Origin of the sequence: Pedobacter sp. SG908, from assembly GCF_011759615.1 — a bacterium.
Classification (GTDB): domain Bacteria; phylum Bacteroidota; class Bacteroidia; order Sphingobacteriales; family Sphingobacteriaceae; genus Pedobacter; species Pedobacter riviphilus.
Genome location: NZ_JAAOYY010000001.1, coordinates 567183 through 593527, shown reverse-complemented (window position 1 = coordinate 593527; position 26345 = coordinate 567183). Strand labels below are relative to the sequence as shown.

Annotated in this window: 22 protein-coding genes; 7 read left to right on the top strand and 15 right to left on the bottom strand. The window is 39.1% G+C overall.

Features of this window, described 5'->3' with window-relative positions; all coding sequences use genetic code 11:
• Positions 1–10: 10 nt before the first annotated feature.
• The 4 genes from FHT21_RS02270 to FHT21_RS02255 all read right to left on the bottom strand — a co-directional run bounded on the left by FHT21_RS02270 (position 11) and on the right by FHT21_RS02255 (position 7735).
• Positions 11–2188 carry an Ig-like domain-containing protein gene (locus tag FHT21_RS02270; RefSeq protein WP_167293170.1) on the bottom strand — a complete coding sequence of 726 codons (2178 nt, stop codon included), beginning with the start codon at positions 2186–2188 and terminating at the stop codon, positions 11–13.
• Between the two features lie 550 nt (positions 2189–2738).
• The gene (locus FHT21_RS02265) at positions 2739–3089 is read right to left on the bottom strand and encodes a hypothetical protein (protein ID WP_167293169.1); all 351 of its coding nucleotides are present in this window, start codon (positions 3087–3089) and stop codon (positions 2739–2741) included.
• A 159-nt stretch (positions 3090–3248) separates the two neighbouring features.
• Positions 3249–5213 carry a 1,4-alpha-glucan branching protein GlgB gene (gene glgB, locus FHT21_RS02260; protein WP_167293168.1) on the bottom strand — a complete coding sequence of 655 codons (1965 nt, stop codon included), beginning with the start codon at positions 5211–5213 and terminating at the stop codon, positions 3249–3251.
• Between the two features lie 59 nt (positions 5214–5272).
• Entirely contained in the window at positions 5273–7735 is a 2463-nt protein-coding gene (locus tag FHT21_RS02255; RefSeq protein WP_167293167.1) for a glycoside hydrolase family 31 protein, read from the bottom strand.
• 254 nt (positions 7736–7989) lie between these two features.
• Between FHT21_RS02255 and FHT21_RS02250 the strand changes: the two genes are divergently transcribed.
• Positions 7990–8472 (top strand): plasmid maintenance system antidote protein, encoded by a 483-nt coding sequence (locus FHT21_RS02250; RefSeq protein WP_167293166.1) that lies wholly within the window; start codon positions 7990–7992, stop codon positions 8470–8472.
• 10 nt (positions 8473–8482) lie between these two features.
• Entirely contained in the window at positions 8483–9145 is a 663-nt protein-coding gene (locus FHT21_RS02245; RefSeq protein WP_167293165.1) for a nucleotidyl transferase AbiEii/AbiGii toxin family protein, read from the top strand.
• A gap of 61 nt (positions 9146–9206) precedes the next feature.
• On the opposite strand, the gene FHT21_RS02240 is transcribed toward FHT21_RS02245, so the two are convergent.
• Positions 9207–12131, bottom strand: a complete 2925-nt coding sequence (locus FHT21_RS02240) for a TonB-dependent receptor (protein WP_167293164.1) — start codon at positions 12129–12131, stop codon at positions 9207–9209.
• 197 nt (positions 12132–12328) lie between these two features.
• Here FHT21_RS02240 and FHT21_RS02235 point away from each other — a divergent pair, with 197 nt between their 5' ends.
• From FHT21_RS02235 to FHT21_RS02225, 3 genes are read left to right on the top strand one after another with little or no spacing between them, the layout of a single operon-like run.
• On the top strand, positions 12329–14758 hold the full coding sequence (locus tag FHT21_RS02235) for a penicillin acylase family protein (protein ID WP_167293163.1): 2430 nt from the start codon (positions 12329–12331) through the stop codon (positions 14756–14758).
• 6 nt (positions 14759–14764) lie between these two features.
• Entirely contained in the window at positions 14765–15124 is a 360-nt protein-coding gene (locus tag FHT21_RS02230; protein ID WP_167293162.1) for a hypothetical protein, read from the top strand.
• Between the two features lie 19 nt (positions 15125–15143).
• Positions 15144–16127, top strand: coding sequence for an acyl transferase (locus FHT21_RS02225; RefSeq protein WP_317169935.1), 984 nt, complete (start codon positions 15144–15146; stop codon positions 16125–16127).
• Here the strand turns inward: FHT21_RS02225 and FHT21_RS02220 are convergent, their stop codons facing one another.
• Genes FHT21_RS02220 through FHT21_RS02185 form a run of 8 tightly spaced genes read right to left on the bottom strand, consistent with a single transcriptional unit; the run spans position 16128 to position 20320 of the window.
• A complete protein-coding gene (locus FHT21_RS02220) occupies positions 16128–16565 on the bottom strand; it encodes a transcriptional repressor (RefSeq protein ID WP_167293160.1) in 438 nt (145 codons plus the stop codon).
• Between the two features lie 20 nt (positions 16566–16585).
• On the bottom strand, positions 16586–17038 hold the full coding sequence (locus FHT21_RS02215; protein ID WP_167293159.1) for a hypothetical protein: 453 nt from the start codon (positions 17036–17038) through the stop codon (positions 16586–16588).
• Positions 17035–17472: a hypothetical protein gene (locus FHT21_RS02210; protein WP_167293158.1), complete on the bottom strand. Its 438-nt coding sequence runs from the start codon at positions 17470–17472 to the stop codon at positions 17035–17037. The genes FHT21_RS02215 and FHT21_RS02210 overlap by 4 nt, the downstream gene beginning before the upstream one ends.
• Positions 17469–17906: a hypothetical protein gene (locus tag FHT21_RS02205; RefSeq protein WP_167293157.1), complete on the bottom strand. Its 438-nt coding sequence runs from the start codon at positions 17904–17906 to the stop codon at positions 17469–17471. The genes FHT21_RS02210 and FHT21_RS02205 overlap by 4 nt, the downstream gene beginning before the upstream one ends.
• Positions 17907–17923: 17 nt before the next feature.
• On the bottom strand, positions 17924–19138 hold the full coding sequence (locus FHT21_RS02200) for an FtsX-like permease family protein (RefSeq protein WP_167293156.1): 1215 nt from the start codon (positions 19136–19138) through the stop codon (positions 17924–17926).
• Positions 19138–19764, bottom strand: a complete 627-nt coding sequence (locus tag FHT21_RS02195) for an ATP-binding cassette domain-containing protein (RefSeq protein ID WP_167293155.1) — start codon at positions 19762–19764, stop codon at positions 19138–19140. The genes FHT21_RS02200 and FHT21_RS02195 overlap by 1 nt, the downstream gene beginning before the upstream one ends.
• Positions 19757–19915: a hypothetical protein gene (locus FHT21_RS02190; RefSeq protein WP_167293154.1), complete on the bottom strand. Its 159-nt coding sequence runs from the start codon at positions 19913–19915 to the stop codon at positions 19757–19759. The genes FHT21_RS02195 and FHT21_RS02190 overlap by 8 nt, the downstream gene beginning before the upstream one ends.
• 12 nt (positions 19916–19927) lie before the next feature.
• On the bottom strand, positions 19928–20320 hold the full coding sequence (locus tag FHT21_RS02185) for a MerC domain-containing protein (protein WP_167293153.1): 393 nt from the start codon (positions 20318–20320) through the stop codon (positions 19928–19930).
• 86 nt (positions 20321–20406) lie between these two features.
• Between FHT21_RS02185 and FHT21_RS02180 the strand changes: the two genes are divergently transcribed.
• The gene (locus FHT21_RS02180) at positions 20407–21609 is read left to right on the top strand and encodes a GTP-binding protein (protein ID WP_208398856.1); all 1203 of its coding nucleotides are present in this window, start codon (positions 20407–20409) and stop codon (positions 21607–21609) included.
• Between the two features lie 366 nt (positions 21610–21975).
• On the opposite strand, the gene FHT21_RS02175 is transcribed toward FHT21_RS02180, so the two are convergent.
• Together FHT21_RS02175 and FHT21_RS02170 are read right to left on the bottom strand one after the other, a co-directional pair.
• Positions 21976–22689, bottom strand: a complete 714-nt coding sequence (locus FHT21_RS02175; protein ID WP_167293152.1) for a LytTR family DNA-binding domain-containing protein — start codon at positions 22687–22689, stop codon at positions 21976–21978.
• Positions 22664–23779, bottom strand: coding sequence for a histidine kinase (locus tag FHT21_RS02170; RefSeq protein ID WP_208398855.1), 1116 nt, complete (start codon positions 23777–23779; stop codon positions 22664–22666). Before FHT21_RS02170 ends, FHT21_RS02175 begins: the two co-directional genes overlap by 26 nt.
• A gap of 202 nt (positions 23780–23981) precedes the next feature.
• On the opposite strand from FHT21_RS02170, the gene FHT21_RS02165 reads away from it, so the two are divergent.
• Positions 23982–26342 carry an outer membrane beta-barrel family protein gene (locus FHT21_RS02165; protein WP_167293151.1) on the top strand — a complete coding sequence of 787 codons (2361 nt, stop codon included), beginning with the start codon at positions 23982–23984 and terminating at the stop codon, positions 26340–26342.
• Positions 26343–26345: the final 3 nt, after the last annotated feature.

Genomic DNA, 26345 nt, shown 5'->3' with positions numbered 1-26345 from the left:
TATTTTCTTTTTAGTTAATAGATACTGTTGGTTTATGCGGTACGAGCTTTACCCTAAAATTGAAAGGGATATTACGCTCGCAACCATTTGCGTTTTTAATGGTTAAAACTCCTTGGTATACTGCAACAGGAGTAGTTGAGGGTATAGTAATGGTAATTTCATTTGCAGGTAAGGCCTGATTTAGAACAGCAGGCAGTAAATTCCCTGCCCAGGAAATACTATAGGTTATTGGATTAAAAACAGGATTGGTGTAAGTAATTCTGGTTGTGGTCAACCCTTCACAAATACCCGCATCTGGTCCTAATGTTAAATCGGGCTGTTGATTTACAGTTAAAGAAAAATCTACTTTTTTACCGCAATAAGTAGCGTCATCAGCCACTGTATAACTAATTACCGTATTACCGGCAGCCACTGCAGTAACTTTACCTGTAGCATCTATTGTTGCAATGGCTGCATCACTACTGCTCCAAACACCCAAAGGGTTATCATTGGTTAAAGTTGTGGTTGTTCCGGCACAGATGGTATTTACGCCAATAATCGGATTTACAACAGCAAGAGGCTTAACATTTACCAACACTGCTTTGCGGCCTCCCGCATTCTTACAGCCTGTTAATATATTAATGGCTTCTACATAATAAGTTGTGTTTGCATTAAGAGTAGGTGTTGTGTAGGTTGCCCCTGTGTTAACCGGTGTAATTCCATTGGCAGTGGTGTACCAATTGTAGGTATATTGGGCGATATCGGAGTTATTAACAGATAATGCTGCTGTTGCTCCACTGCAGATTGTTGTACCCGAAACATCGAGTGGTGGCAGTGGATGAACTTTCAGTTTCACGCGGAGTCTTTCAGAAACCACTGTTACGCAGTAGGTTCTGCTACCTTGCACATAGTAACTATAATCTCCGGCAAGTAGCGAGGATGGAGGAGTATAATTTTCTCCGGTATACAATAAATTGCCTCCTGTTTCAGCATCGTACCATTTATATTCTGTACAAGCCTGTGGATTGTTAACGGAAAAGGTAGTGGTTTCTCCCTGGCAGATGGCCCTGGCATCCTCAGCGACAGGATCGATCAATGTGCGTGGTTTAGCCAATTTTCTTTTAATATCGTAAACCTGAAGTGAACCCAGCACACCTGCTAATCCTCCGGTAGTGATTTCTAAACGGTCGTAAACCTCGGTAATTGGAAAGGTCAGTACATATTTATCTGTTGAACCGGGAAAAAGCTGAAGATTTAGGAAAGTTCCTGTATTATCAAAGGCATCCCCCGCTTTAACCCCATTTAAATAAGGCTGAATGATAAACCCAGTAAGTAAACTCAGATTAAGTAATCCGCCCCCTGGCTTACCTATTATAATGCTCACAGAATCTTTCGGCTGAGAAGGCTTATTAAATATTGCTGTAAGGTATATTTTGTTTAACACCGAGATCCCAACATCCATCAGCGCATAGCTATTTTTATCGCTATCTATTGAATTGAAAGGATCAGTTACCTTTCCGGTTGCATTTAACACCCCACCAATAACAGTAGGCTGTACCCCCGATAAAACATCAATTACTTCATCACAATCAATCTTATCAGTAGTCGTTTCCATAATGTAGGCATGAAACAGCTTTGTAGATAAAGCTACCGATAGTAAATTGCCGGCAAGCTTAACATAAATCCCGTTATATATCTGGTTAGGCGTGAGTGTAATCTCAACCTCTCCCGAACCGCTAATTACACCAGCTATATTGGTAGAGTTATAAATCGGAACAGTAGTTGCCTCATATCCCGCATCATGACCTGGACCTAGCAATCCCAATAAGGGCCAATCAGCAGCAACAGTATGTAAACCTGTAAATGTCCCTATTTCTACGCCGCTTAGAACGCTCAAGACTTCGGTGGGGAGTGAAATTTTAATGGTAACAGGAATATTGGCCGGAATTGATCTGGGTGAACCACCTGCAGCGCTAAATTGTAAGAATTGAGTGGAAGATGCCAATCCCGCCAGGCCAAGTCCAACACCTAATGTTGATGCATCTTTAACCTGTCCATTAACAGCGTTTCCTGCATCTGAAATAGTACCCATAATTAACGACCCGCCCAACACCTTAAACCCGTATTGGATTGATCCTTGAAAATCTGCGTAAGTACGCTTTGTATTTTCACACTGTGCTACAACCTGCGCACGCAAATACGTGGGCATAAGAAAAAGCACAAGCACCAAGAAAGATAGACAAGAGCGTCTTTTCAATTGCTTAAAGTAAAGGGAGAAAATAAATCAGTTCGTTTGCTCGTTGATGCAAAAGTACGGAGGTACAGAGGCAGATTATTCGTTCACTTCATTCATTACCCTCCTCACAACACCCTAAAAGCCTGTTTTATTGATATTTATCAACAAACGAAGTAAACTCAAAGATTAAAGCATTTATCTGGACGATTAACCTAAACCAACCGCGTCTTTGGCATGGCACATATGATTATTACCTGAAGAAGCAATTGAAATACCCATCGATAAGAACAATCGACGGCAACTGGAATACAATAAATATTTAGCAAAAAAAACATTTGCAAGAAACAATGGTTATTGTATCTTTGCACCCTCTCTGGAAGCTTCCACTCCAGAGTTTAAGAAAGCCTTCCAGCAATGGGAGGCTTTTCTTATTTAAATTTTTAAATTGGCTGATCAACCTGGTTAATGATCAAACAGCACATCCATCGTAATCTCTTTTTGTACCAAACCTGGATAACGGTCACTATTTGCAACTCCGTAAGTTGTAATCATAGTCAGGAACAATGCAGGGAAATTCGTCAATAAAAATAACTGTTCTTTCCTTTTTTATCAAGGGGGTGAGATATTGGACCAGCATTTCAAAGGCAGCTATCCAACTTTCTGGTTTGGCTAAAGGGAAACCGCCTGTTACTTTTGTAAGTGCCAGACTAAAATTTTCTAACTGCTGGTTTAATGTTGCATGATGGATACCAGAAAATTCAAATGCAATTTCTTTAGTAAATCCGTTTCTGATTAAGTAAGTCTTTCCCACCCGTCTACGTCCATATACAGCAATCAGTTCACTTTCACCAGATTTCTCTATCTTGTTTAGCAACAATTTTCTTCAGTTCGCCCTACAACATGTTCCATAAATACTTTATCTACAACAACAAATGTAACTAAAAATTTAGTTTTGACGTAATATATAAACACATATTACGCCAAAACTATGCTTTTATATATAGTTTTGGCGTAGTATAGGAACCAATATATTTTACTTGCTCTTAAAAATCACCACAGCCAAAGGTGGCAAATCAACAATTATTGAATATTCCTGTCCGTTATAATTTTCCAGGTCAGGAACAATATTCCCTCTGTTATTAATACCGCCTCCATAATAAACAATATCATCGGTATTAAAAATTTCTGTCCATTTGGTTTTAAAAGGTACTCCTATTCTATAATTCTCCCTAACCACAGGTGTTAAGTTTATCGCAATAACCAAAGTATCTTTTGCCTTTGGTCCCTTGCGCATATACACAAATACAGATTCGTTAGCATTATCTGCATCAATCCATTGAAAACCTTCGTAGCTGAAATTGAAATGATACAACGCTGGTTCTTTGCGGTACAGGAAATTTAAGGCTTTAACTGTTTCTTGCATGCCTTTGTGCGGGGGGTATTGTAATAAGTGCCAATCCAGCGATTGGGTAAAGTTCCACTCATTGGTTTGGCCAAACTCATTCCCCATAAAAAGCAGTTTTGCTCCCGGGTGGGTAAACATATAACCGTACAAAGCCCTTAGGTTAGCAAATTTCTGCCAGTCATCGCCCGGCATCTTATACAACATTGGCGATTTACCATGCACTACCTCATCATGCGAAAAAGGAAGCATAAAATTTTCGGTAAAAGCATAAGTCATGCTAAAACTCAATTGGTTATGGTGATGCTTTCTACCCAATGTATCTACCTTAAAATACTTTAAAGTATCGTTCATCCAGCCCATCATCCATTTCATCCCAAACCCTAAGCCTCCAGCATGAACTGGGTGAGTTACCCCAGGGTAAGTGCTGCTTTCTTCTGCAATGGTTTGTACGCCTTCAAAATTTCCATAAACAGCTACATTAAGGTCCTGTAAAAACTGTATGGCCCCAAGGTTTTCACTCCCACCATATTCGTTTGTTGCAGCATCTTTACCTTCTCTGGAGAAATTGAAATATAACATCGATGCCACGGCATCTACCCTCAATCCGTCGGCATGATATTGATCTAACCAGAATAAAGCATTGCTGATCAGGAAAGAACGCACCTCATTTCTATCATAATTGAATATATATGATTTCCAGTCGGGGTGAAAGCCTTTACGCATATCGGCATGTTCGTACAGATGCGTTCCATCAAACTCATATAAACCATGCCTATCACCAGGAAAATGAGAAGGAACCCAATCCAATATTACAGCGATATCTGCTTTATGGAGCTCATTAATCAGGTACATCAAATCCTGTGGAGAACCATAGCGCGAACTGGCCCCAAAATAACCTGTAATCTGATAACCCCAGCTCGGGAAATACGGAAACTCCATTACAGGCATCAGCTCTACATGCGTAAACCCCATTTCCTTTACATATGGCACTAACCTGCCGGCTACTTCCCTACAGGTTAAAACACGTTCTGGATTATCCGGATCGCGCTCCCAGGAACCCAGATGTATTTCATATACTGAGATGGGTTGATCCAAAGCATTTATTTTTGCTCTTTTTTTAAGCCAGGCTTTATCTTTCCAGGTATAATCGGTATCCCAAACAATACAAGCAGTTTGTGGCGGATGTTCCCATCTTCTGGCATAAGGATCGCCCTTTAGATGCTCAGATTCATCAAAACCCTTAACAAAATATTTATAAACTTCGCCTTTCGCAATACCGGGGATAAAACCTTCCCAAATACCCGATTTATCCCAGCGTACGCTCAGTGGGTGCGAACTATTGTTCCAATCGTTAAAATTACCCACTACACTAACACGAATGGCATTTGGGGCCCAAACCGAAAAATAAGTTCCGGCGGTTCCTTCAACCGTAATTAAGTGTGAACCCATTTTCTCGTAAAGCCTAAAATGCTTTCCGACAAGAAAAAGATCGATATCGTAATCGGTAAATAAACTGTGGATCCAAACGGATTTCTGCTGATCAGTTTTTGGTTGTGATACTTTTTTTACTGGAACTTTTTTTGCTGCTGGCATAGGTATTTTGGTTAGATTGAATGAAGCCCCAAATACTAAGCAGCATTTGGGGCTCAATGTTACAGACTTAAGATCTGTATTTCTAAAAAGTTCTTATTGCATTTAAAATGCAGGATATTCTGATCGTCGGTATAAAAATCTTTCACCTCTTTATTATCGATAATGATCTTTTTCACTTGGAATTTTACACCGATAACATTACAAACATAAAATTCGTAATTAGGCGTGTACAATCCTTCGTTGCGCTGATTCACTTTAATGGCCTGATTATCGCCTTTTACAGTAAATTTCTTTTCCAGATAAATATCCTGTTCGTAGGCAAATGTATCGCCATGATCTTCGTACATGTATGAATTTACCTCGTAATCGCTATGATAGATATTCAATATCACTTCAGTAATCGATTTTTCATCAACATACTGCATTACCGGGTATTCTGGCAAAACGCTACCTGCCCTTACAAACATCGGCATACTGTCTATCTTGGCATCAACTGTGTATTCGTTACCGCCGTCGAGAATTTCGTTGGTCCAGAAATTATACCAGGTCCCTTTCGGAAGGTAAACTTTTCTAGAGATTGCACCCTGTTCCAAAACCGGGCAGATCAATAGTTTATCACCGTAGCAAAATTCATCCTGACGAAAACTATTGCTGATATTTTCTTGCTCAAGCATCACCAGTGGCCTTAAAATAGGGAAACCATAACGATGATGCTCCCAGAAAACCGAATACAGATACGGCATTAAGCGATACCTTAATTCGATAAACTTACGGTTAATATCTTCAAAAAATTGGCCAAAGCTCCAAGGTTCGCGTTCAGCTGTATCGCCGGCAGAGTGTGCTCGCATAAAAGGAGAAAATGTACCTAGCTGGATCCAACGGGTAAACAATTCGCCGTCCGGCTCACCGCTAAACCCGCCGATATCTGTTCCACAGAAAGGCACGCCAGAAACCGATAAACGCTGGCACTGGATATTTCCAATCTTTAAATGCTCCCAGGTTGCAATATTATCACCGGTCCAAACACTTGCATAACGCTGCATGCCCGAATAACCAGCTCTTGTAATGGTAAATGGACGTTTATTTCGCATTAGTTTTTTCAGTCCTTCGTATGTAGAACGCACCATCTGCATGCCATAAACATTATGTGCCTTACGGTGTGAGCCACGGTAACCATCATAATTATGACGAACATCGTTAGGGAAAGTGCCCGAACCGAACACGGCTGGTTCGTTCATATCGTTCCAGAAGCCTGCAACCCCCATATCAACCAATTCTTTGTATAAATTACCCCACCAGCTCCGTACTTTTGGATTGGTAAAATCGGGAAACTGACAACGGCCTGGCCAAACATGTCCTTCCATATAATAATCGTCGCTACGGCGACAGAAAAATCTTTTCTCTTTACCTTCTTTAAAAACCCAGTAATCGTCATCTACCTTAATTCCCGGATCAATCATGACCACGGTTTTAAAGCCATCATCAGAAAGTTCTTTAATCATTCTCCGCGGGTCTGGAAAGTACTTTTTATTCCAGGTAAAACAGCGGTAGCCATCCATGTAATCAATGTCCAGATAAATGGCATCGCAAGGGATTTTACGCTCCCTGAACTGCTTGGCTATTTCTTTAACTTTTGTTTCAGGATAATAACTCCAGCGGCATTGTTGATAACCCAAAGTCCATTTTGGTGGCATTGGGTGCGTTCCGGTTAAAGATGCGTAACGTTTAACCACATCCATAATGTGTGGTCCATGGATATAATAGTATTGCAGTTCTCCCCCATCGGCCCAGAAACTGGTTTTATTTACATCTTCAGAACCGAAATCGAAATACGATTTAAAGGTATTATCGAAAAAAATACCGTAAGCAGCCTGATTATGCAAACCGATATAAAAAGGTATAGTACGGTAAAGTGGGTCCTGGTTCCAACCGAAAGAGTAGGCATCGGTGTTCCAGTTTTCGAACCGCCTGCCTCGCAGGTTAAAATTGCCAGATTTATCGCCCAAACCGAAGAAATTTTCTTCAGGATGGCATTTTTTGGTTGCATAGATATAATAACCACCAAAATCTACATTTTCTTCCCAGTGCATAGAATTGGCTTCATCAACCATTACTACATTGGTGATATTATCAGAAAAAGAAATATGGAAGTTTGCTTTTTCTATTTTACAGGTTACTGCATGGGTAGAGATCGTGAAATGATCGTCGTGTTCCTGCATTTTAAAAACAGAAACTTTTTGATCTACCTCAGGTACTGCATAAGAAAAATCATCCAAGAAAACACCATGAGGAGCCAGGCGAACGCGAATAATATCATCGCTTACCACCCGAACTTCTACTCTTGCATCACCATCGGAAAAATAAAAACGGTTGCCCTCTTTTTTTACTTTTTTAACTGCACCAAGGTATTGTTTAACAATTGGTTTTACCGATATATCAACTGGATTGTTTAAATGCTGTATTTCTTGCTCTTTTTCGACCAGATCACTTGTCTCGTTAGGTTTGTCGTTTTGCGCTTCCATCCTTATTTATTCAAAATTTTAAATTCATGGTTCTTAAACCGGGATGTGCTTAAGAAAGTACTATAATACAAATATTTTACAAAAGGGATGTAGCTTTTTTATGAAAAGATTATTTAAATAGTGTGATTTTTACACTAAGCTATATTATTTAACAATTTTGCCTGAAGATTTAGTATCATTCTTTATTTAATAAAAAGCTATACTGTAATTTTTTATAAACATAAATTTATAAACATTTTTGTTTATTTTTGAGTATGGAAAAATTGATCGATAAGTTTAAAGGTATCCACCCCGGCTTTATACTGGAACGGGAGCTTAAAAAAAGGAGGCTTAAAAAGGGCCCATTAGCGCTTTCTTTAAACGAATATCCTCAGACCTTAAATGATATTACAAAAGGTAAAAGAGGAATTACAGCTTCACTTTCCATTAAGCTAGATCAAATTTTGGGTTTAGAAGAGGGCACCATGCTTATACTCCAGGCTTACTATGAGATACAGAAAGAAAAAAATAAACGGAATGCAGCCGATAAACCCAATTTATCAATTCTCAGAAAGATTCTTTTTTGGGATACCGATTTTGATAAAATAAACTGGAAAAGCCAATATAAATCTGTTATTCAAAGAGTATTGGAGCGGGGAAATAACGATGAAAAAAATGAACTAATTAGATATTACGGACAGGATTTAGTGAATAAAGTAGCCATTAATAGTATTGACCAAGCCGGTCGAGGTATCTAAAAATCAAATTATGCATTGGAATACCGTTAACGAACTTTTAAAAAGCTGCTTGCTTGAACTTATGCAAGCAAAGGAGTTATCTGAGTTTCGGCTAGTTGGTGGAACAGCGCTTAGTCTTTATCTCGGTCACCGTTTATCGGTCGATATTGATCTTTTTACAGATGCAAAATACGGATCAATAGACTTTGATCGAATTGAGAAGTTACTCAGGAATAAGTTTGCCTTTGTTCAAGGTGATTTTGGTCAATTTGCTGGTCTAGGAAAGTCCTATCTTATTGGTACGCATAAAGAGAACATTGTTAAGCTAGATCTCTTTTACAGCATGGACCCCTTTTTTGAAGATCATGCGAATCATGATGGTGTACGTATGGCAACCATACCTGAAATCATTGCAATGAAGATGGATATTGTACAAAGAGGTGGCAGAAAGAAAGATTTTTGGGACTTACATGAATTGCTGGATGATTATAGTGTAAATGGTATGATTGAACTTCATAAAAAACGTTTCGAATGGACTCATGATGAAGAAATGATCAGAAGAAACTTCACTAACTTTCTTACTGCAGATAATGACTTTGATCCAATATGTTTAAAAGGAAAAATATGGGAGTTCATTAAAGAAGACTTAACAGAGGCGATTGATAGTAGTAACGATGACAAACCAGCCGTTTAAACAGCAAAAAAAAGCCCTCTATACTTTTAGCATAGAAGGCCCTTAAAACTCAATTAACTGGTTATGGATTAAAACTAATGGCTACGTAATAGATAGCGCCTGCCGATGGATTACCATAGGAAGTGAAATAATATTTATTCAAAACATTCGAACCACCAAGTTTAATGATTGATTGAACTGAAGGAACCCTTAAGCTCACCTGTGCGTCTAGAGAGCTATACGCAGGCACCTGACCTGAGGCAAAAGAAGAATTCCAGTAGAATTGATCTTGCCAACGATATGCCAAATTAAAACCAAAGTTTTTAATAATTTCTTTATTACCAAAACCCAGGTTGTAACGGATTTTTGGGGTATTGAAATCGTTAATGTAATTAACTGGTAAATCGCCTATTTTATTATAGGAAACGTTGCCGCTGATGGTATATTTACCCACTAAATAATCTAAACCTAAAGCTGCTCCATAAGAAGTTACTTTACCTTCTGCATTAACCGGAACACCGAATTTCACAAAGCTTCCATTAACATTCTGATAAACGTCTACTGCAGTGATAAAATCTTTATAAATGTTATAATATCCATAAGCATCAACCAATAAATTTGGAAGAACTAATCCTTTATAACCTAACTCATAAGACTGAACACTCTCTGGTCGAACACCTCTTGCATCAAAAGTATATTGTTGCAATAATGCCGGGTTAGGTGTACCTGTTGCAGCTGCCGAGGCTAAAAATGCGCGATAACTTACATCAGTAAACGGCTTATTACTATCAAGATGGTATTTAGAAAACATAATTTCTGGTAATCCACCAATCAATCTTTGAGAACCTCCACCTACCGAAAGGTCGATGTATTGATTTTGTGTGGTTGGGTTACGGTAACCTGTTTGGTAAGAAACCCTGATGTTGTTGTTTTTAGCAACTGTGAACACCCCGGTTACCCTTGGTGTAAACCGGCCTTCAAAATTCTGACTTTTATCATAACGGCCGGCAAAAGTAAATTTAACCTTATCGTTAAAAAGTTTTTTACCGATCTGCGCAAATGCACCGTATTCTTTAATATCGATAGATTCATTTAAATCATTAAAAATGGTGCCTGCCGAGTTTAAATCATATAAACGGTATGATGCACCAACCTGAAACTCTACCACTTTATCGAAAAGATTGGTAAAGTTGTACATGCCTTCGTAGTGATATAGATTTGACTTATCATCGAATTTTGCGCCATAAACACTTTTTGAAGGATCTAGCGCATTAATGCTTGTTGCACTGATTGTAGTATTCATTACTTTATCTTTTGCAGCTTCAAACTGCGGGCTGCCTGGCTCAAAACGACCTTGATTGGCAATTCCTCTTGCAAATGCATGTGCTGCGGCATCATTTTGCCCTGCTGCTCTTGCACCAACATAGTTACCTATATACTGCGGGAACCAGGTTGTTGATGGTTTAGATATCTCATTAACATAACTACCCAAAATAGAAGAAATATAAGAATCACCAGAACGTTCTTGAGTAGTATATGCTTTCAGAAAAAAGTCTTCGCCTTTTACCTCTAATTTATACTGGCCAATGTTAAAGTTGCGCAAAGAATAACGGTCAGAACCGGTATAAACTGAAGTTCCAGTACCCCAATTTGCCTGACCAACTACCTGTACCGTGCTACTGATGTTATAATATAATGCTCCCGAAACTTTTAACGATTTGGTATCATAATCAACCAGGTTTTCTTCGTTATAACCCGTTCTGGAAACATTCTGATCAGGGATTAAACCTGCTTTCAAACCCACGTAAAAAGGAAAATAATTTTGTACCGGGCCACGCAGTGCTGATGGCAAGCCAGCTAAAAACCCTGCCTGTTGTGCTGCGTTTGGAATGGCAGCACCAAAAGCACCATCCATTAATGTTTTAATGTTTGGTATTGCACCACCTGAACCTGCATTTATTCCGGCAATGGTTGCATTTTGAACACTTAAAGCTACGTTCCGCATATTCTGGCTCACTTCATCACCGTAGCTATTTATCCCGTCGTAATTTGGATCGCTGTTTCTATCACCAGATTTTGCAGTTCTTGCTACCCTATCGAAGTTTGAATAGTTATTTCCGTACCAATCTTTGGCCTGAAGAAATGAAAATGCAGCCTTTACGCCAAACTTATTATTCCACGATTTTGCCATACGCACATCCAATTGATTGAAAGGCTGTACTGTGCTATTATCATCATTAACATGGTTTACCCCTGTTTTATATTGAAAGCTAGCGCCCGGATATTTAAATGGATCTTTAGAAGTCATTAACAAGGTACCATTAATACCACCCGCACCGTAAAGGGCAGATGAAGCACCTGGTAAAAGCTCTACATTGTCTACATCGAGCTCAGTAATACCTACGATATTACCTACCGAGAAATTCAGTCCCGGCGCTTGGTTATCCATTCCATCTATATATTGGTTAAAACGGGTATTACCATTTGAATTGAAACCACGTGTATTAATCGATTTGAAAGTTAAACTTTGCATACTGCTTTCTACACCTTTCATATTGTTCAAAGCATCGTAAAACGATGGCGCAGCGATTTCCCTGATGGTTGCAGCGCTCATCCGCTCTATGGAAACCGGTGATTCCAATATACGCTCGGGTGTACGCGATGCCGAAACAACTACATCACCGCCCAATACAACCGCGGTTTCGAGTTCCAGGTTAATGCCTGAAGTGCTTCCGGTAACCTGCTGCTCTATTGTACCATAACCTACGTAAGATGCGACTAAAGTGAAGGGAACTTTTGCTGTTGTGGTAAAAGTAAAACTACCGTTGCTTGTGGAGGCTGTACCGCCAGATTGCCCTTTAATAGTTAAACTAACGCCTGCTAGCCCTTCTTTCGATTGCTTATCCTTTACGGTACCGCTTACCGTAATACTCTGTGCCTGTGCCGCGATATTGCCTGCGTACACAAATAATAACACATAGAAGATCTGTGTAAAAATTCTGCTCATAAACGATTGTTAATTTGGTTGTTTGTATTATTAGTTATATAAACTTAAATTCTTTTTTTGAATTAAACAAATTATGTCAGCATAATAATTTCAATTCCAAATTATAATTTTGATTGATTTACAGTTTGTTGTATTTTGCATTAAACATAAACCGTCATTTTGCCCTATCTTAGCAAAAGACTTGTTAGCTAGCCATTATGAATAAAATTAAAGCCCTGTTCTGCATCATCATTCCGATTGCATTAGCTTTTTTATTTAACACTAAATTAGGTAATACACCTCCACTGTTAAAATTCCTAAATCCTTTTATGGGTTTCTGGCAAAATGCAGAAAACAATCATTTTATGTTTAACCATAAAGCGAAGATTAAAGGAGCAATAGATAAAATCGAAATCGTTTTTGACGACCGCATGATCCCACATATTTTTGCTCAGAATGATCACGATCTGTATCTGGCACAAGGTTATGTAACCGCCATGCACCGCCTTTGGCAAATGGATTTCCAGACCCGTTTTGCGGCTGGAAGAATTAGTGAAGTTGTGGGCGATAAAGCTATTGAGGTAGACCGTTACCAACGCCGGATGGGCATGGTTTATGGTGCAGAAAACTCTTTAAAGGGTATGATGGCAGATCCCAAAGCAAAAGAAATGATCTTAGCCTATACCGAAGGGATTAATGCCTATATTAAAACACTTTCTAAAGCCAATTATCCGTTAGAATATAAAATACTCGATTTTAAACCCGAAGACTGGACACCTGTAAAATGTGCTTTGCTCTTAAAACAGATGTCGGCAGTGCTGGCCATGGGTTCTGATGAATTTTACATGACCAACATCCTGAAAAAATTCGGGCCAGAGGTGACGAAAAATCTTTTCCCAGATTACCCCTTTCGCGAAGACCCGATCATCCCTGTTGGCACAAAATGGAACTTTTCTCCCTTAGCAATACCTAAAACACCAGAAAGCTTCACTCAGGCGCAAACCGGCGATGTTAAAACAACAGAAAAAGTAGAAGGTATTGGCAGTAATAACTGGGCATTATCTGGCGCCAAAACAGCATCGGGATACCCGATCTTAGCAAACGATCCGCATTTAGATTTAACGCTTCCATCAATCTGGTACCAGATTCAACTACATGCACCTGGTGTAAACACCTACGGTGTTTCTTTACCTGGAGCTCCTGGCGTAATTATTGGCTTTAACCAGAAAATAGCATGGGGTGTAACCAATGTTGCTGCCGATGTACTCGATTTTTATCAGATTAAGTTTAAGGATTCTACCCATAATGAATATTGGTACAACAATAAATGGAAAGCCACAACCAAAAGGCTGGAAACAATTAAAATACGAGGAAGGAAAGATGAAGTAGATACGGTTTACTATACTCACCATGGCCCAGTGGTATATTTCCAGAAACCTAAATATGGTAGAGCCAACAATGTACCCGTTGGTGATGCCTTAAGATGGATCGCGCATGATGAATCGAACGAACTCATGACTTTTTATTACCTGAACCGGGGTAAAAATTATAACGACTACCGCAAGGCTTTAACTTTTTACACTGCACCCGCACAGAACTTCGTTTTTGCCAGTGTAGATAATGATATCGCCATTACGCCAAATGGAAAATTCCCATTAAAATGGAAAGATCAGGGCAAATTTATACTGGATGGTACCGACCCAGCATACGATTGGCAGGGATGGATCCCAAATACACAGAATCCAACAGTTAAAAATCCACCCCGCGGTTTTGTGAGTTCAGCTAACCAGTCTTCTACCGATACTACTTATCCATACTACATTAACTGGGAATTTGCACCTTACGAGCGGGGCAAAAGGATAAACGACCGTTTATCGGCGATGAGCAAAGCAACTTTAGATAGTATCCGCCTAATGCAGACCGACAATTACAGCATTATGGCGCAAAACCTGGTACCTGCATTATTACCATTATTGAACAATGAGCAGTTAAATGCAACGCAAAAAGAAGCATTGGCTTACCTGAACAAATGGAACAAGCGCTATGATGCGCATGAAATTGCAGCCAGCGTATTCGAAATATGGACCAAACGTTTATCGTATGATATCTGGGCGGATGAATTTGAGGTGAAAGGCATCCCGATGCGTTACCCTTCGAGAGACCGCACGGTGGAAATGATCCTGAAAGAACCTAATGCAAGATGGTATGATAACATCAATACCAGCAAAAAAGAGACCTTATCTGATCTGGTTAACGAAGCTTTTAAATATAGCTGCGATAGTTTGGAAAGACGCTTTGGGCCGATTAACAAAGATTGGGACTGGGCAAATGTAAAACAGACCAATGTACCACATCTGGCCAAAATACCGGGATTCGGTTCGAAAGTTTTACAGATTGGTGGTGCGAAAACAACGATTAATGCTTTGAGCGAAGCCAATGGCCCCTCATGGCGGATGGTGATTGAACTGGGTAAAACGCCAAAGGGACATGGTGTTTATCCAGGCGGCCAATCGGGCAATCCTGGAAGCAAATTTTATGATAATATGATCGATACCTGGGCAAATGGCAAATTATACGATCTTTTTTATATGCAAAGCCCTGATGATAAATCGGGCACAGTTATTTCTCGTTTAAAAATTTCTAAATAGGCTAAAATGGTTTTCATTGTTATATTAATAATCTGTTTCCTTCTGCAAATGATTGCTCCTTGGTGGATGATCATTGTAATTTCTTTTGCCACCTGTGGAATTATTGGCAAAACAGGAAGAATAGCCTTCTGGCAATCTTTCCTTGCTATTTTCTTACTTTGGATAGGCTATGCCTTATTTAAAAGCTTACCTAATGACAATGTACTCGCGGGCCGTGTAGCGGTAATGACAGGTATAAAACTGTGGTGGGCACTGCTATTGGTTACAGGTATTTTAAGCGGTTTGGTGGCTGGAATTAGCGGTTATTGCGGTTATCAGTTCCGCATGGCTATGCTGGCTAAAAAAACTGACGAGAAAATAGCATAATGCTTTGTACTTTTGCAGCGTGAATTTAACAGCTGAGGATATATTTTCTATAAAAAACGCAGATGAGTTTAACTCAATTGCTTTAAATATTTTTAAATTACAGGCCCGAAACTGCAATGTTTACCGCGAATATATTTTTCACTTAGGTGTTGATGCTGATGAGGTGAGCGAAATTGCGCAGATCCCTTTTCTGCCGATCAGTTTTTTTAAAAGCCACTCGGTTTTAAGCAGTACCGCCCCTATTGAGGTTACTTTTAGCAGTTCTGGCACTACGGGCATGATACAGAGTAGCCATCATGTAACTGATGCAAAACTTTATGAGCAGAGTTACCTGCAGGCTTTCACCGAATTTTATGGTGATGTTACCGATTATTGTTTTTTAGCGTTACTGCCCTCCTATCAACAGCGCTCAGGATCATCATTAATTTACATGGTAAACGATCTGATTGAAAAGAGCAAACATCCGCAAAGCGGATATTTTTTATATAACCACGATGAGCTGCTACAGACCCTTCTCGAACTCCAATCGAAAAATCAGAAAACCATTTTAATAGGCGTTACTTATGCACTGCTCGATTTTATAGAACAATACGATATCAATTTTCCTGGCCTGATTGTAATGGAAACCGGAGGAATGAAAGGAAAACGTAAAGAAATGGTGCGCGAGGAGCTACATGAACAGTTAACCAAAGGGTTTGGCGTAAAAGCGATCCATAGTGAATACGGAATGACGGAACTACTTTCTCAGGCTTATTCTTTGGGTGAAGGTATTTTTAACTGCCCTAACTGGATGCAGGTTTTAATACGAGATACCAATGATCCTTTAAGTTTAATCGAAAATGGCAGAACTGGCGGCATTAACGTAATCGATTTGGCCAATATCAATTCCTGCTCGTTTATTGCTACACAAGATCTGGGCAGGATCAATCCCGATCAGCGTTTTGAAGTACTCGGCCGGTTTGACAATGCCGATATAAGAGGCTGTAATCTTTTAGTGCAGTAATTAATTTATCTTATCCGAGCAACTGGCACATATACCGGTAGCAATCAGATTAAGATGATCTACCTTAAAACCTGCCGGAACTTTTAGCGCCGGAATTTTAACGGTATCTAAACAGTAAATTTTATGGCAGTTATCACAGTTAAAATGCACATGTTCATCATGATGCTCGTGCGCACTGCAACCATCAGAGCAGATGGCATAGTTGGCTGTGCCCTGTTGATCTAAAACCTTGTGGATAATCCCTTTTTCTTCAAAAGCCTGCAAAACACGGTACAAAGTAACGCGATCTGCATCCTTCCCCATCACCTGCTCCAAATAAGGCTGCGAGGTTGCAGAATCTCTTCCACTCAAAATCTCCAGCACCTGCAAACGTGGGGCAGTTCTTTTTAGTCCATTCTTAACCAAAAGTTTTTCGAAACGCGCGGTATTATTTTCCATAACAATACAAAAATAAGCAATTAATTAATGAGTTTGGCATTTTTGATGCTGATTGGTGGGGCATAACTCGCATCCTTCTGTTCCAGTTTTAAAATCCCTTCCACGTGGATCGGTTTTTCGCTGTAAACGGTAGCGCTTTCCATTTCGATCATGATCATCACCGGAACACCGTTCTGTCCACAAAAATAACACTGGTTGATCGGTAGTGTGGCCAATAAGAATTTTTGTTGCTTTTGTCCGCTTTTTATCGGGATCAGGTAACCTGTTAAATCAAATGTTCTATTTTCAAAACGTTTGATCGATTCTGTAAAAAGAGGCAAAAGCTCGTTCTTTTCGGTTAGTTCAAACTTCACCGAGCCAATTACATCCCAGTTTAAAGACCGTAACTGATCTTTTGGGTTATGTTTTTGCGTTTGTGCAGTGGCTGTACACACCGAAAATAGAATAAAAAAAGCATATAATAAATGTCTCATCGTTTTACAGCATCTAAAAGAAAAAAGGTAGACCGGCTATCGCCTGAATCGTTGATTACAAACTTTCCTTTAAGAGTAATCGGTTCTTCTGTCCAGGTAACCGGTTTCAATGTTTTAACTTCAATCATTGAGGGAATATCGCCTGTACCACAATACGGACAGGAGGCAACCGGTACAATTGAAAACATAAATTCGGTAAAACTATTGCCTACTTTGGTTGGAATAATAAAACCGGGCAGTTCGATCACTTTGTTATTGATAGCTTTTAATGCCGGTGGAAAAACTGCCTGCCATACCAGCGGTTTAACCTGTTTGTCGTACTTCAGGCCAATCAGGTTCCACGTTGGCGTGCGCATATCAGTATGTACATTTACCTGCGCAGCGGTAGAAAAAGAGATCAGTATCAATAAAACTGTTATATATTCTTTGATCATAACTGTTTTGCATTTAAAAGAAAAAACTCACTCCTATCATCGCCAGAATCGTTAATAATGAAGATTCCTTTAAGTTTAATCGGCTTTTCTGTAATCGGGATGGCCGTCAGCATTTTCACCTGGATCATTGAGGGGATATCTCCGGCACCACAGAATGGGCATGAGGCAATCGGCACGATAGAGAACATAAATTCGCTGAATTTCGAACCTACTTTTGTGGGGATGATATAACCCGGCAGTTCGATTACCTTATTGTTTAACGCTTTTAATGCCGGTGGGAAAACACTTCCCCATTTGCCTGGTGCAAGTTCCGCATCGTACCTTAAGCCGATTACATTCCAGGTTGGCGTACGCATGTCGGTATGTACCCGAACCTGCGCTGCCAATACCTGGGCACCTAAACATAAAACAACCAAAAAAACTAATTTCTTCATTACATAAACCTTTAAGGTTATCTGTCTTTGATTAAGGTTTGGGCAATGTCAACTTTGTAAATCTGCATAGCAGGGATAAGTGAAGCCAAAGTGCCTATAAACAGTCCGATCCAGATTAAATAGACTTCTTGGGGAATTGCAGTAAGCCCAGTTAATTTTGCCTGCGAAGATTCCTGATAGATCCCGATTACCTCAAGCGCAGTATGGCCGATCAGTAAACCCAAACAGGCACCGATAAACGTAACCAAAACCCCTTCAAACATGACCAGAAAAAACAATTTCAATTTTGATGCGCCCAGGCAACGCATAACGGCCAAATCGTATTTCCGCTCTTTCATCGCGTTGTAAAGACTGATAAAAATACTCAGGGCGGCAATCCCCATAATAAATATGGCAAACCATTGTAGCGTATCTATTCCAACTCCAATGAGCGAAAACAACCTTGCACTTTCCATGGCCGGAGATGCGGCCTGCATGTTTGTACTCTGGTTAACCATCCGTGGGAAAAGAATAACCGACATTGGCGATTTATACTGGATCAGTATGGCCGTAATCTGTTTATCATTAATTTCTTTGGCTTCTTCCACAGGAGCGCGGCTATGGCCCTCGCCATGCTGCTCTTCATGCATTTTATACACACTACCAATATTAGTGAGGATTAAATTATCAGTGATGTTTCCCTGTGGTTTTAAGATCCCTTTTACCTGGTAGGCATGTTGTTTATGCACATCTCCATTCCCGGTTAAGCCATGTGCACCGAAAAAAGAATCGCCAATCTTAAGCTTGGTGGTTAAAGCTACTGTGCTACCCAAAGTTACTTCCAGATCTTTATGCCAAAAACCGCCATTTTGAATGGATAAACCATAAAGATTAGAGAAAGTACTATCGGTACCAACAATCCGGTAACCGTTGTAATTATCGCCTAATGCCAATGGCACGGCCCTTTTAACCATCGGGTTCTGCATTAATTTGTAGGCATCCTTAGCTGGGATATTTCCTGTTGGGTAATCGATATGATAAATGCTGCTTAATATCAACTGTAAGGGGCTTCCTTTTGCACCTACAACCAGATCGATATCCTTAGCATTTTTCTCCAGTTTGTTGCTAATCTGTGTAGAAGCCAAAAAGAGAACAGACAGGATGCCCACACCAAAGGCAACCAAAATAATATTTAAAATTGTTGTGAGCTTATTCCTGACGAGGTTTTTGGTACTGATTTTAAAGATATTCATTAGAGTAGGTAGGTTTTAGTAATGTGATCCCGGACCCTTCCGTCATGCGTGGCAATAATCAGCGCAGCACCATTATCTTTAGCCTGGGTAGTCAGCATATGGATTACCTGATTGGCATTTTCATCATCTAAGCTAGAGGTAGGTTCATCTGCAATTAACAGATCGGGTTTGTTTACCAGTGCACGTGCTACCGAAACCCTTTGCAACTGCCCTTGACTTAATTCATCGGGGTAATTTTTAGCCAGCTCGTCGATACCCAGATCTGCTAAAAGCGAAAGGTTTCGCTCATGATCTATAGGCAAACCAGCCATTACCGCAGCAAGTTCTAAGTTATCAAGCACATCAAGAGAACGAATAAGATGCGGCCTTTGAAAAATGATGCCGATATGCCTTCCCCTAAACCTATCCCGGCCCCTTGCAGGCAAAGTATATAAATCGGTTCCGTTAATTAAAACTTCACCTTGGCTTGGCTTTAAAAGACCAGAAATAATATTAAGAAGTGTACTCTTGCCACTGCCTGATGCACCTAGCAGAAGCCATTGCTCCATGTCGGCGATTTCCCAGCACGGAAATTTTAAGCTTCTCCCCTTATCATAAACATGCGCTAATGAGCTGATTTTAATCATGATGTGCTGCCTTTTGCTTTTTTTTAACAATCAGATTTTTAATAGCATAACGCCTGTACAGTTCTATTCCATCATTTGTACCGTGCTTACAGGCAGGGCTTAACATCATTATAAATAGCAATGCAGGGATAAATAAGATTTTATGGTTCATTGACATAGTTGACTATTGATGACCCAATGGGCAAGATTTAAGCATTCTTAAATTGATATAATGGGCTACAGCAATGGTAAAGCCGCCAATTGGGATCAAGATGGGCTCCAATGGTTCGATGCCCGAAAAATGCCCCAATGCAATGCATGCAAAGCCAGCAATAAGTACCAGGATTGGTATCATACGGCGGTGTTGTTTGCGATATGCCGTGCTTAAACTCCAAATACCTACAATCAATGAAACTGCTATCATGGTAATCTCAACCGCTTCATTGGCCAGAAAACCCATCCCCCACAAGGGTAAAACGGTAATTAAAAATGGCAATGCGGCGCAATGTATAGCACAAAGTGTTGAGGCTGTAATACCTATCCGGTCGAGGTTGATTCTGTAGCTCCGTAGTTTCATTAGAATAAATTTAGTCGACAAATATAAAAGCAATTTAGTTGCATTTAAAGCAATCAACATTATATTTGCAACATAATTGCATTAAAATGATAAAGAAATTACCGGTAACCGTATTAAGCGGTTTTTTAGGCAGCGGCAAAACAACGCTGCTCAACGCCATATTAAAGAATAAGCAAGATTTAAAAGTGGCCGTTATTGTAAACGATATGAGTGAGGTAAACATTGATGCTGCCATGGTTAAAAGCCAACATGCCTTATCTAAAACTGATGAAAAGCTGGTAGAAATGAGCAATGGCTGCATCTGCTGTACGCTGCGTGAAGATCTGATGATTGAAGTAGAAAGGTTGGCAAAAGAAGATCGGTTCGATTACCTGCTGATTGAAAGCACCGGAATATCTGAACCCATCCCTGTAGCCCAAACATTTTCTTTTATTGATGAGGCCTCTGGCATTGATCTGAGCAGGTTTAGTCGGTTAGATACGATGGTAACTGTTGTAGACGCTTATAATTTTTACAGGGATTTTGGTTCGGCAGATAAACTGGCCGACCGCCACATGGTTGATAATGTAGCTGATAAACGCACTATAGTAAATCTACTTACCGACCAGATCGAATTTGCCAATGTAATTTTATTGAACAAAACAGACCTGGTAAGCGATACCGATCTTAAAGTACTTAAGACGTTAATTGCAAAACTTAACCCAACTGCCAAAATTTATCAGACACTTTTTGGAGAAATAGATCCGGTCTTACTCTTAAATACCGGTCTATTCGATTTTGAATCAGCATCAGATGGTGCCGGATGGAAAAAAGAACTGGAAGAAATCCATCAGCCAGAAACTGAAGAATATGGAATAAGTTCAATGGTATTCCGTTCCAAAAAACCTTTTCACCCTGAAAGATTATGGCATTACATCAATAAGGAATTTCCACAGAATATTATCCGATCAAAAGGCATCTTCTATTTAGCTGCCATGCCTGAGCAGGCTATTAATTTCTCGCAAGCGGGCGGTTCACTACGTATCGATCCGGCAGGGGTTTGGTGGGCAAGTATGCAACCGCATGAACGGGAACAATACGTAGACTACCTTGAAAATAGAACTGAAATTGATGCAGATTGGGATAATGACTTTGGAGACCGTAAAAATGAGCTTGTTTTTATTGGACAGGAAATGAATAGCGATGCGCTAAAAAAATCACTCGAATATTGTCTGTTAACTGATACAGAAGTAAAAAATTATAAAACAAAAAACACCTTTAAGAACCCTTTTGAGCACGTTTTGCCTTAAAATGAAATAATAGTCGATGAAATGAACAAAATGGTAGTTTTTCGATGATATTCTTAGGTTTTATTTTGTGTAAATTTGATTTACCCAACCAAACTTACGCTTATTATGGAACCCTCAGAAGAATTAACTTTAGTTAAAACCCGCTTATCATGCCCGAAGTGTAAAAATTTCGAAACCTATCGGGTGCCAAGGGGTTTTCTCTTTAAAACGCTTATGCCATGGATTTCAGTTAAGAGATACAAGTGTTATAAGTGTTTTAATAAGTTTTACGTATTTAATTAGAGTCTATAAATTAGCATCTCATTTAAGCCACTTTAGTGGCTTTTTTCATTTCAGGATGAAATACTGCACAAAAAGCAATTCGCATTATTTATACGCGGTTAACTGCAGTCTCTTAAAAACATATTCTTTATAACTCGCTCCTATTGGTAATTCTTTTGTACCAATTTCAATATCGTAAGCAGTAAAAGCAGTCACCTTTTTCAGGTTAACTATAAAAGAGCGGTGAATGCGTAAAAAAGAGCTGTTCTGAAGTTCTGTTTCCAGCTCACCAATTTTGTATTTGGCTGTTACCTTCCTATCGGTACAGTGAATTACAATATAATCTTTTAAACTCTCAATATACAATACTTCATCCTTATTCAGATTGTGAAACTTCCCCCCTGTTTTGACATAAATAAACTGCTGGGTAGCTACGGGGATTGCCTCAGGTTTAATAATAGGGCTTCTTAATCTCAAATAACGGTCTACAGCTTTAAAAAAACGGTCAAAAGTAATGGGTTTGAGCAAATAATCAATCAGATCAAGGTCGTAACCTTCTATTGCATATTCGCGGTAAGCCGTTGTAATAATTACAGCAGGCGGTTTTTTTAAGGTTTTAAGAAAATCAATCCCGGTAATCTGGGGCATTTTAATATCCAGGAACAACAGGTCGACCGGTATGGTCCTTAGCATCTCCAATGCTTTAATCGCGTTTGAGCAGGTACCCACAACCTCAAAAGTATCCAGCTGGTTAATATGATTTTGTATCAATTGAATAGCCAGTGGTTCATCATCAACTAAAAGACACCTTACTTTCATAAATCTTATCTTTTTTATCTGTACTGTTTTTTAGGTTTATGTGCAGTAAAACTACAAAGATATTATCATGAGTAGTAATGCTTAAATCGTATTGTTTAGGATAAAGTAGCTGAAGCTGTTTGGTTATATTGTTTATCCCGATTCTATTTTCTTCTTTCTTCTTCCCTGGCATAAAACTATTTGAAACCATAAAACGGAAGCGATTATCAATCAGATTTAAATCTATATTAATGATAGGATCGCCGATATCTTCGCCCGCGCCATGTTTAAAAGCATTTTCGACCAATGAAAGTAAAATTAGAGGGGCAATAACGGCATCATGATCTATTTTATGTGTAAAATTCACTTCTAAACGACCACCATACCTTAATTTTTCGAGTTCTATATAATTTTTAATCAGCGTAATTTCTGCTGATAACGGTACGTATGTACCATTGCATCGATACAATACATGGTCTAGTATTTCAGATAAACCAGCAATTGATTTTGAGGTGATAGGCGAATTAACTAAGGAAAGCGAATAAATATTATTTAGTGTATTAAAAAGAAAGTGCGGGTTTAACTGTGCCTTTAAGGCCTTTAATTCTGTTTCGGCCCTTTCCTTTTCTAACGAAAGTTTATGTTGCTGTACCGCGTATTGTTCTTTAATTAATTTTATAAAGGCAAAAATCCAGGCTGCAGAAAAAGTTAAGGGAAAATAGTGGGTAATAAGCTTAGGTACATCTGTTGCAATTTCAAGAATAGTCTCCTGGCCAAAAGGTGGTGTTCTTAAAAAGGGTTCCAACACATGCACCACCACTATTCTTGAACAAACACAGATAATATAACTTCCTACCAGGAAATAAAGGGCAACCACATAATAGGTTTTAGCTGTAATCAGCCGCGGAATAATTAAATAAGTTAGAAAATAAGAAGCAATAATGGTGAAAGAGATGTAATAGGCATGCCGGATGAGGATTTTATGAAAATCATTGTATTCATCAATATCATAGCGATTAAGAAATACAATTGAGGTAACCAGCCAAAAAATAATATGGCTAAGAAACCGATGTGCGGAACTGAACTTGGCTATCCTCTCAATTAATGGCATCAACACAAATATACAATTCTTAGCTATCTGAATTTGCACTATCGACGAACGCAACAAAAACACATATAGATACATCAAAATGAGTGATGAAATGGGTTAAGGTCCAAAATACCTCTTTTTGAATGCCATGCTTACCTATACGGCTTCTAACTGGTTTTGACTTTGTGCTAATATCCATATTGCAGGAAATTTAAAACAAACCATGAACCAGATTAAGCGATTTTGCTTCCTACTCCTTTTATTATCGGCCCTAAAAAGCTTTGCGCAAACCGAAGTTAAACTTACCGGAAGGGTTATAGATGAAAAAACATTAAAACCGCTCGAAAATGCGGGTATTAAACTTTTATCGGTAGCTGATCAAAAAAATTTAAAAAGCACAGTTACAGATAGTAATGGCGAATTTACGCTCTTCACCCAACCGGGCAGGTTTCACATTAAAATCGAATTTGTTGCCTATAAAACACAACTGCTCGAAAACAGAGAAATAACCCGGAGCTTTAAACTTGGAGACATTATCCTGAAAGAAGACGTTCAGTTGTTAAAATCGGTTGATGTAACTGCAGAAAAAACCACGGTAGAATTAAGCTTAGATAAAAAAGTATTTAACGTAGGCAAAGATCTAATTTCAAAAGGAGGCTCTGCCAATGATATTTTAAATAATGTACCTTCTGTAAACGTAGATGCCAATGGCGCCATAAGCCTGCGTGGAAATGCAAGCGTACAGGTATTAATTAATGGAAAGCCATCTATGCTAACCAATAACAACGGTTTAGAACAGATACCTGCCAGCAATATCGAAAAAGTAGAGGTAATTACCAATCCATCATCAAGATATGAGGCACAGGGTGGTGGAGGTATTATTAATATCGTATTAAAGAAGAACATGCTAAGTGGCTTTAATGGTTCTGTGCAATTAGGTATTGGCGATCCGGCAAATTATAACGGTAATTTAAACCTCAGTTATAAAACTGAAAAAATCAATCTCTTTAGCAACATCGGTTATCGCTACCGGAACCTTTATGGATCGGAGCAACGCTACCAAAGCGTTTTAAATAATGGGGTACAGACTATACTAAGGCAAAATAACGAACAGGGAAGAAACGATGACCTTTATAATATTTATTTGGGAATGGATTATTACATCAACGCTAAAAACACCTTAACCGGGAGCTTTTATCATGATTTACTGGTAAATAAAGACACCACCAATTACCGCTACAACTATTACAATAAAAACAATGTGCTCGATAGCACGATTAACCGTTTTGAGAATTACAGAGAGCCGCAAAAATACAATCAGCTCGAACTGAATTACGTAAAAACCTTTGATAAAAAGGATCAAAAATGGAATACGAGTTTACAATATGTTTTTTGGAATGATGATGAAAACCAGGACATCGCCCAACAAAAAACTTTCCCGCCCTTAAATAACACCAGCCGTTTAACATCAAGAGATATTGAAAGCAGCGATGCACTATTTATTCAAAGTGATTTTGTAGGCACTTTCTCTGGCGATTCGAAGTTCGAAGCCGGGATAAGGGCAAATATCAGATCCATCAGAAGTGATTATTGGGCCAAGGCAGATGATATACTGCTTCCCGCTTACGATAATAAGCTTAAATACAACGAGAACATTTATGGTGCCTATTTTCAGTACGAGAACAAATTCAAAAAATTTAACTATCTGCTTGGGCTAAGGGCCGAACTTTCTGATATCGGTGTTTCAGACCGTCAAGGTAGCTTCGCAGCCTCGAAAGATTATATCGATTTATTTCCCACCGCCAATATCACCTACAAACTGCAGAAAAATACCGACTTAAGGTTAAGTTACAGCAGGAGGATAAACCGCCCACAGTTCTGGCAGCTAAATCCGTTTTCAGGTTTATCAGATACCAGAAACTTAACGGTGGGCAATCCCGATCTTAACCCGATGTACACCAACTCATTCGAACTGGGCATCTTGCAAAGATGGGGAAAACTCACCTTCAACCCATCACTTTATTATAAACATGCTACTAATTATTTCGAATTTATACTCAAGCAATCTGTTAATGGTTTTGTGAATACGCCAGTTAATCTCGATTACGAAGACCGTTATGGGCTGGAAATTTCGACCACTTACAATCCGCTATCGTGGTGGCGATTATCGTGGGATTTTAACTATTACGCTTTTAAGCAGCAAGGCTCCTTTGAAAATAAAGCGTATGGATCTGAAGACCATACCTGGTTTACCCGTATCAACTCGCGAATGAAGTTTCCGAAGAGTTTTTCGATAGAGTACAGTTTTAACTATAGAGCCAAAAATACCGATATCCAATCGGTTAATAAAGCGCAGTATCGTGCTAATATCGCCCTTAGTAAAGATCTGTTTAAAGATAAAGTTTCAGTTACCTTAGCAGTAAACAACATTTTCGATTCATTTATAGATAAGCAGATTACCACAACAGATACGTATTATTTAGAATCGAATTTTAAAGGGATTGGGAGATTAATCACGGCAACATTGGTTTACCGCTTTAACCGCAAAAAAGATGAAAAGGACCGTTTGCCAGATCAGGAGTAAATT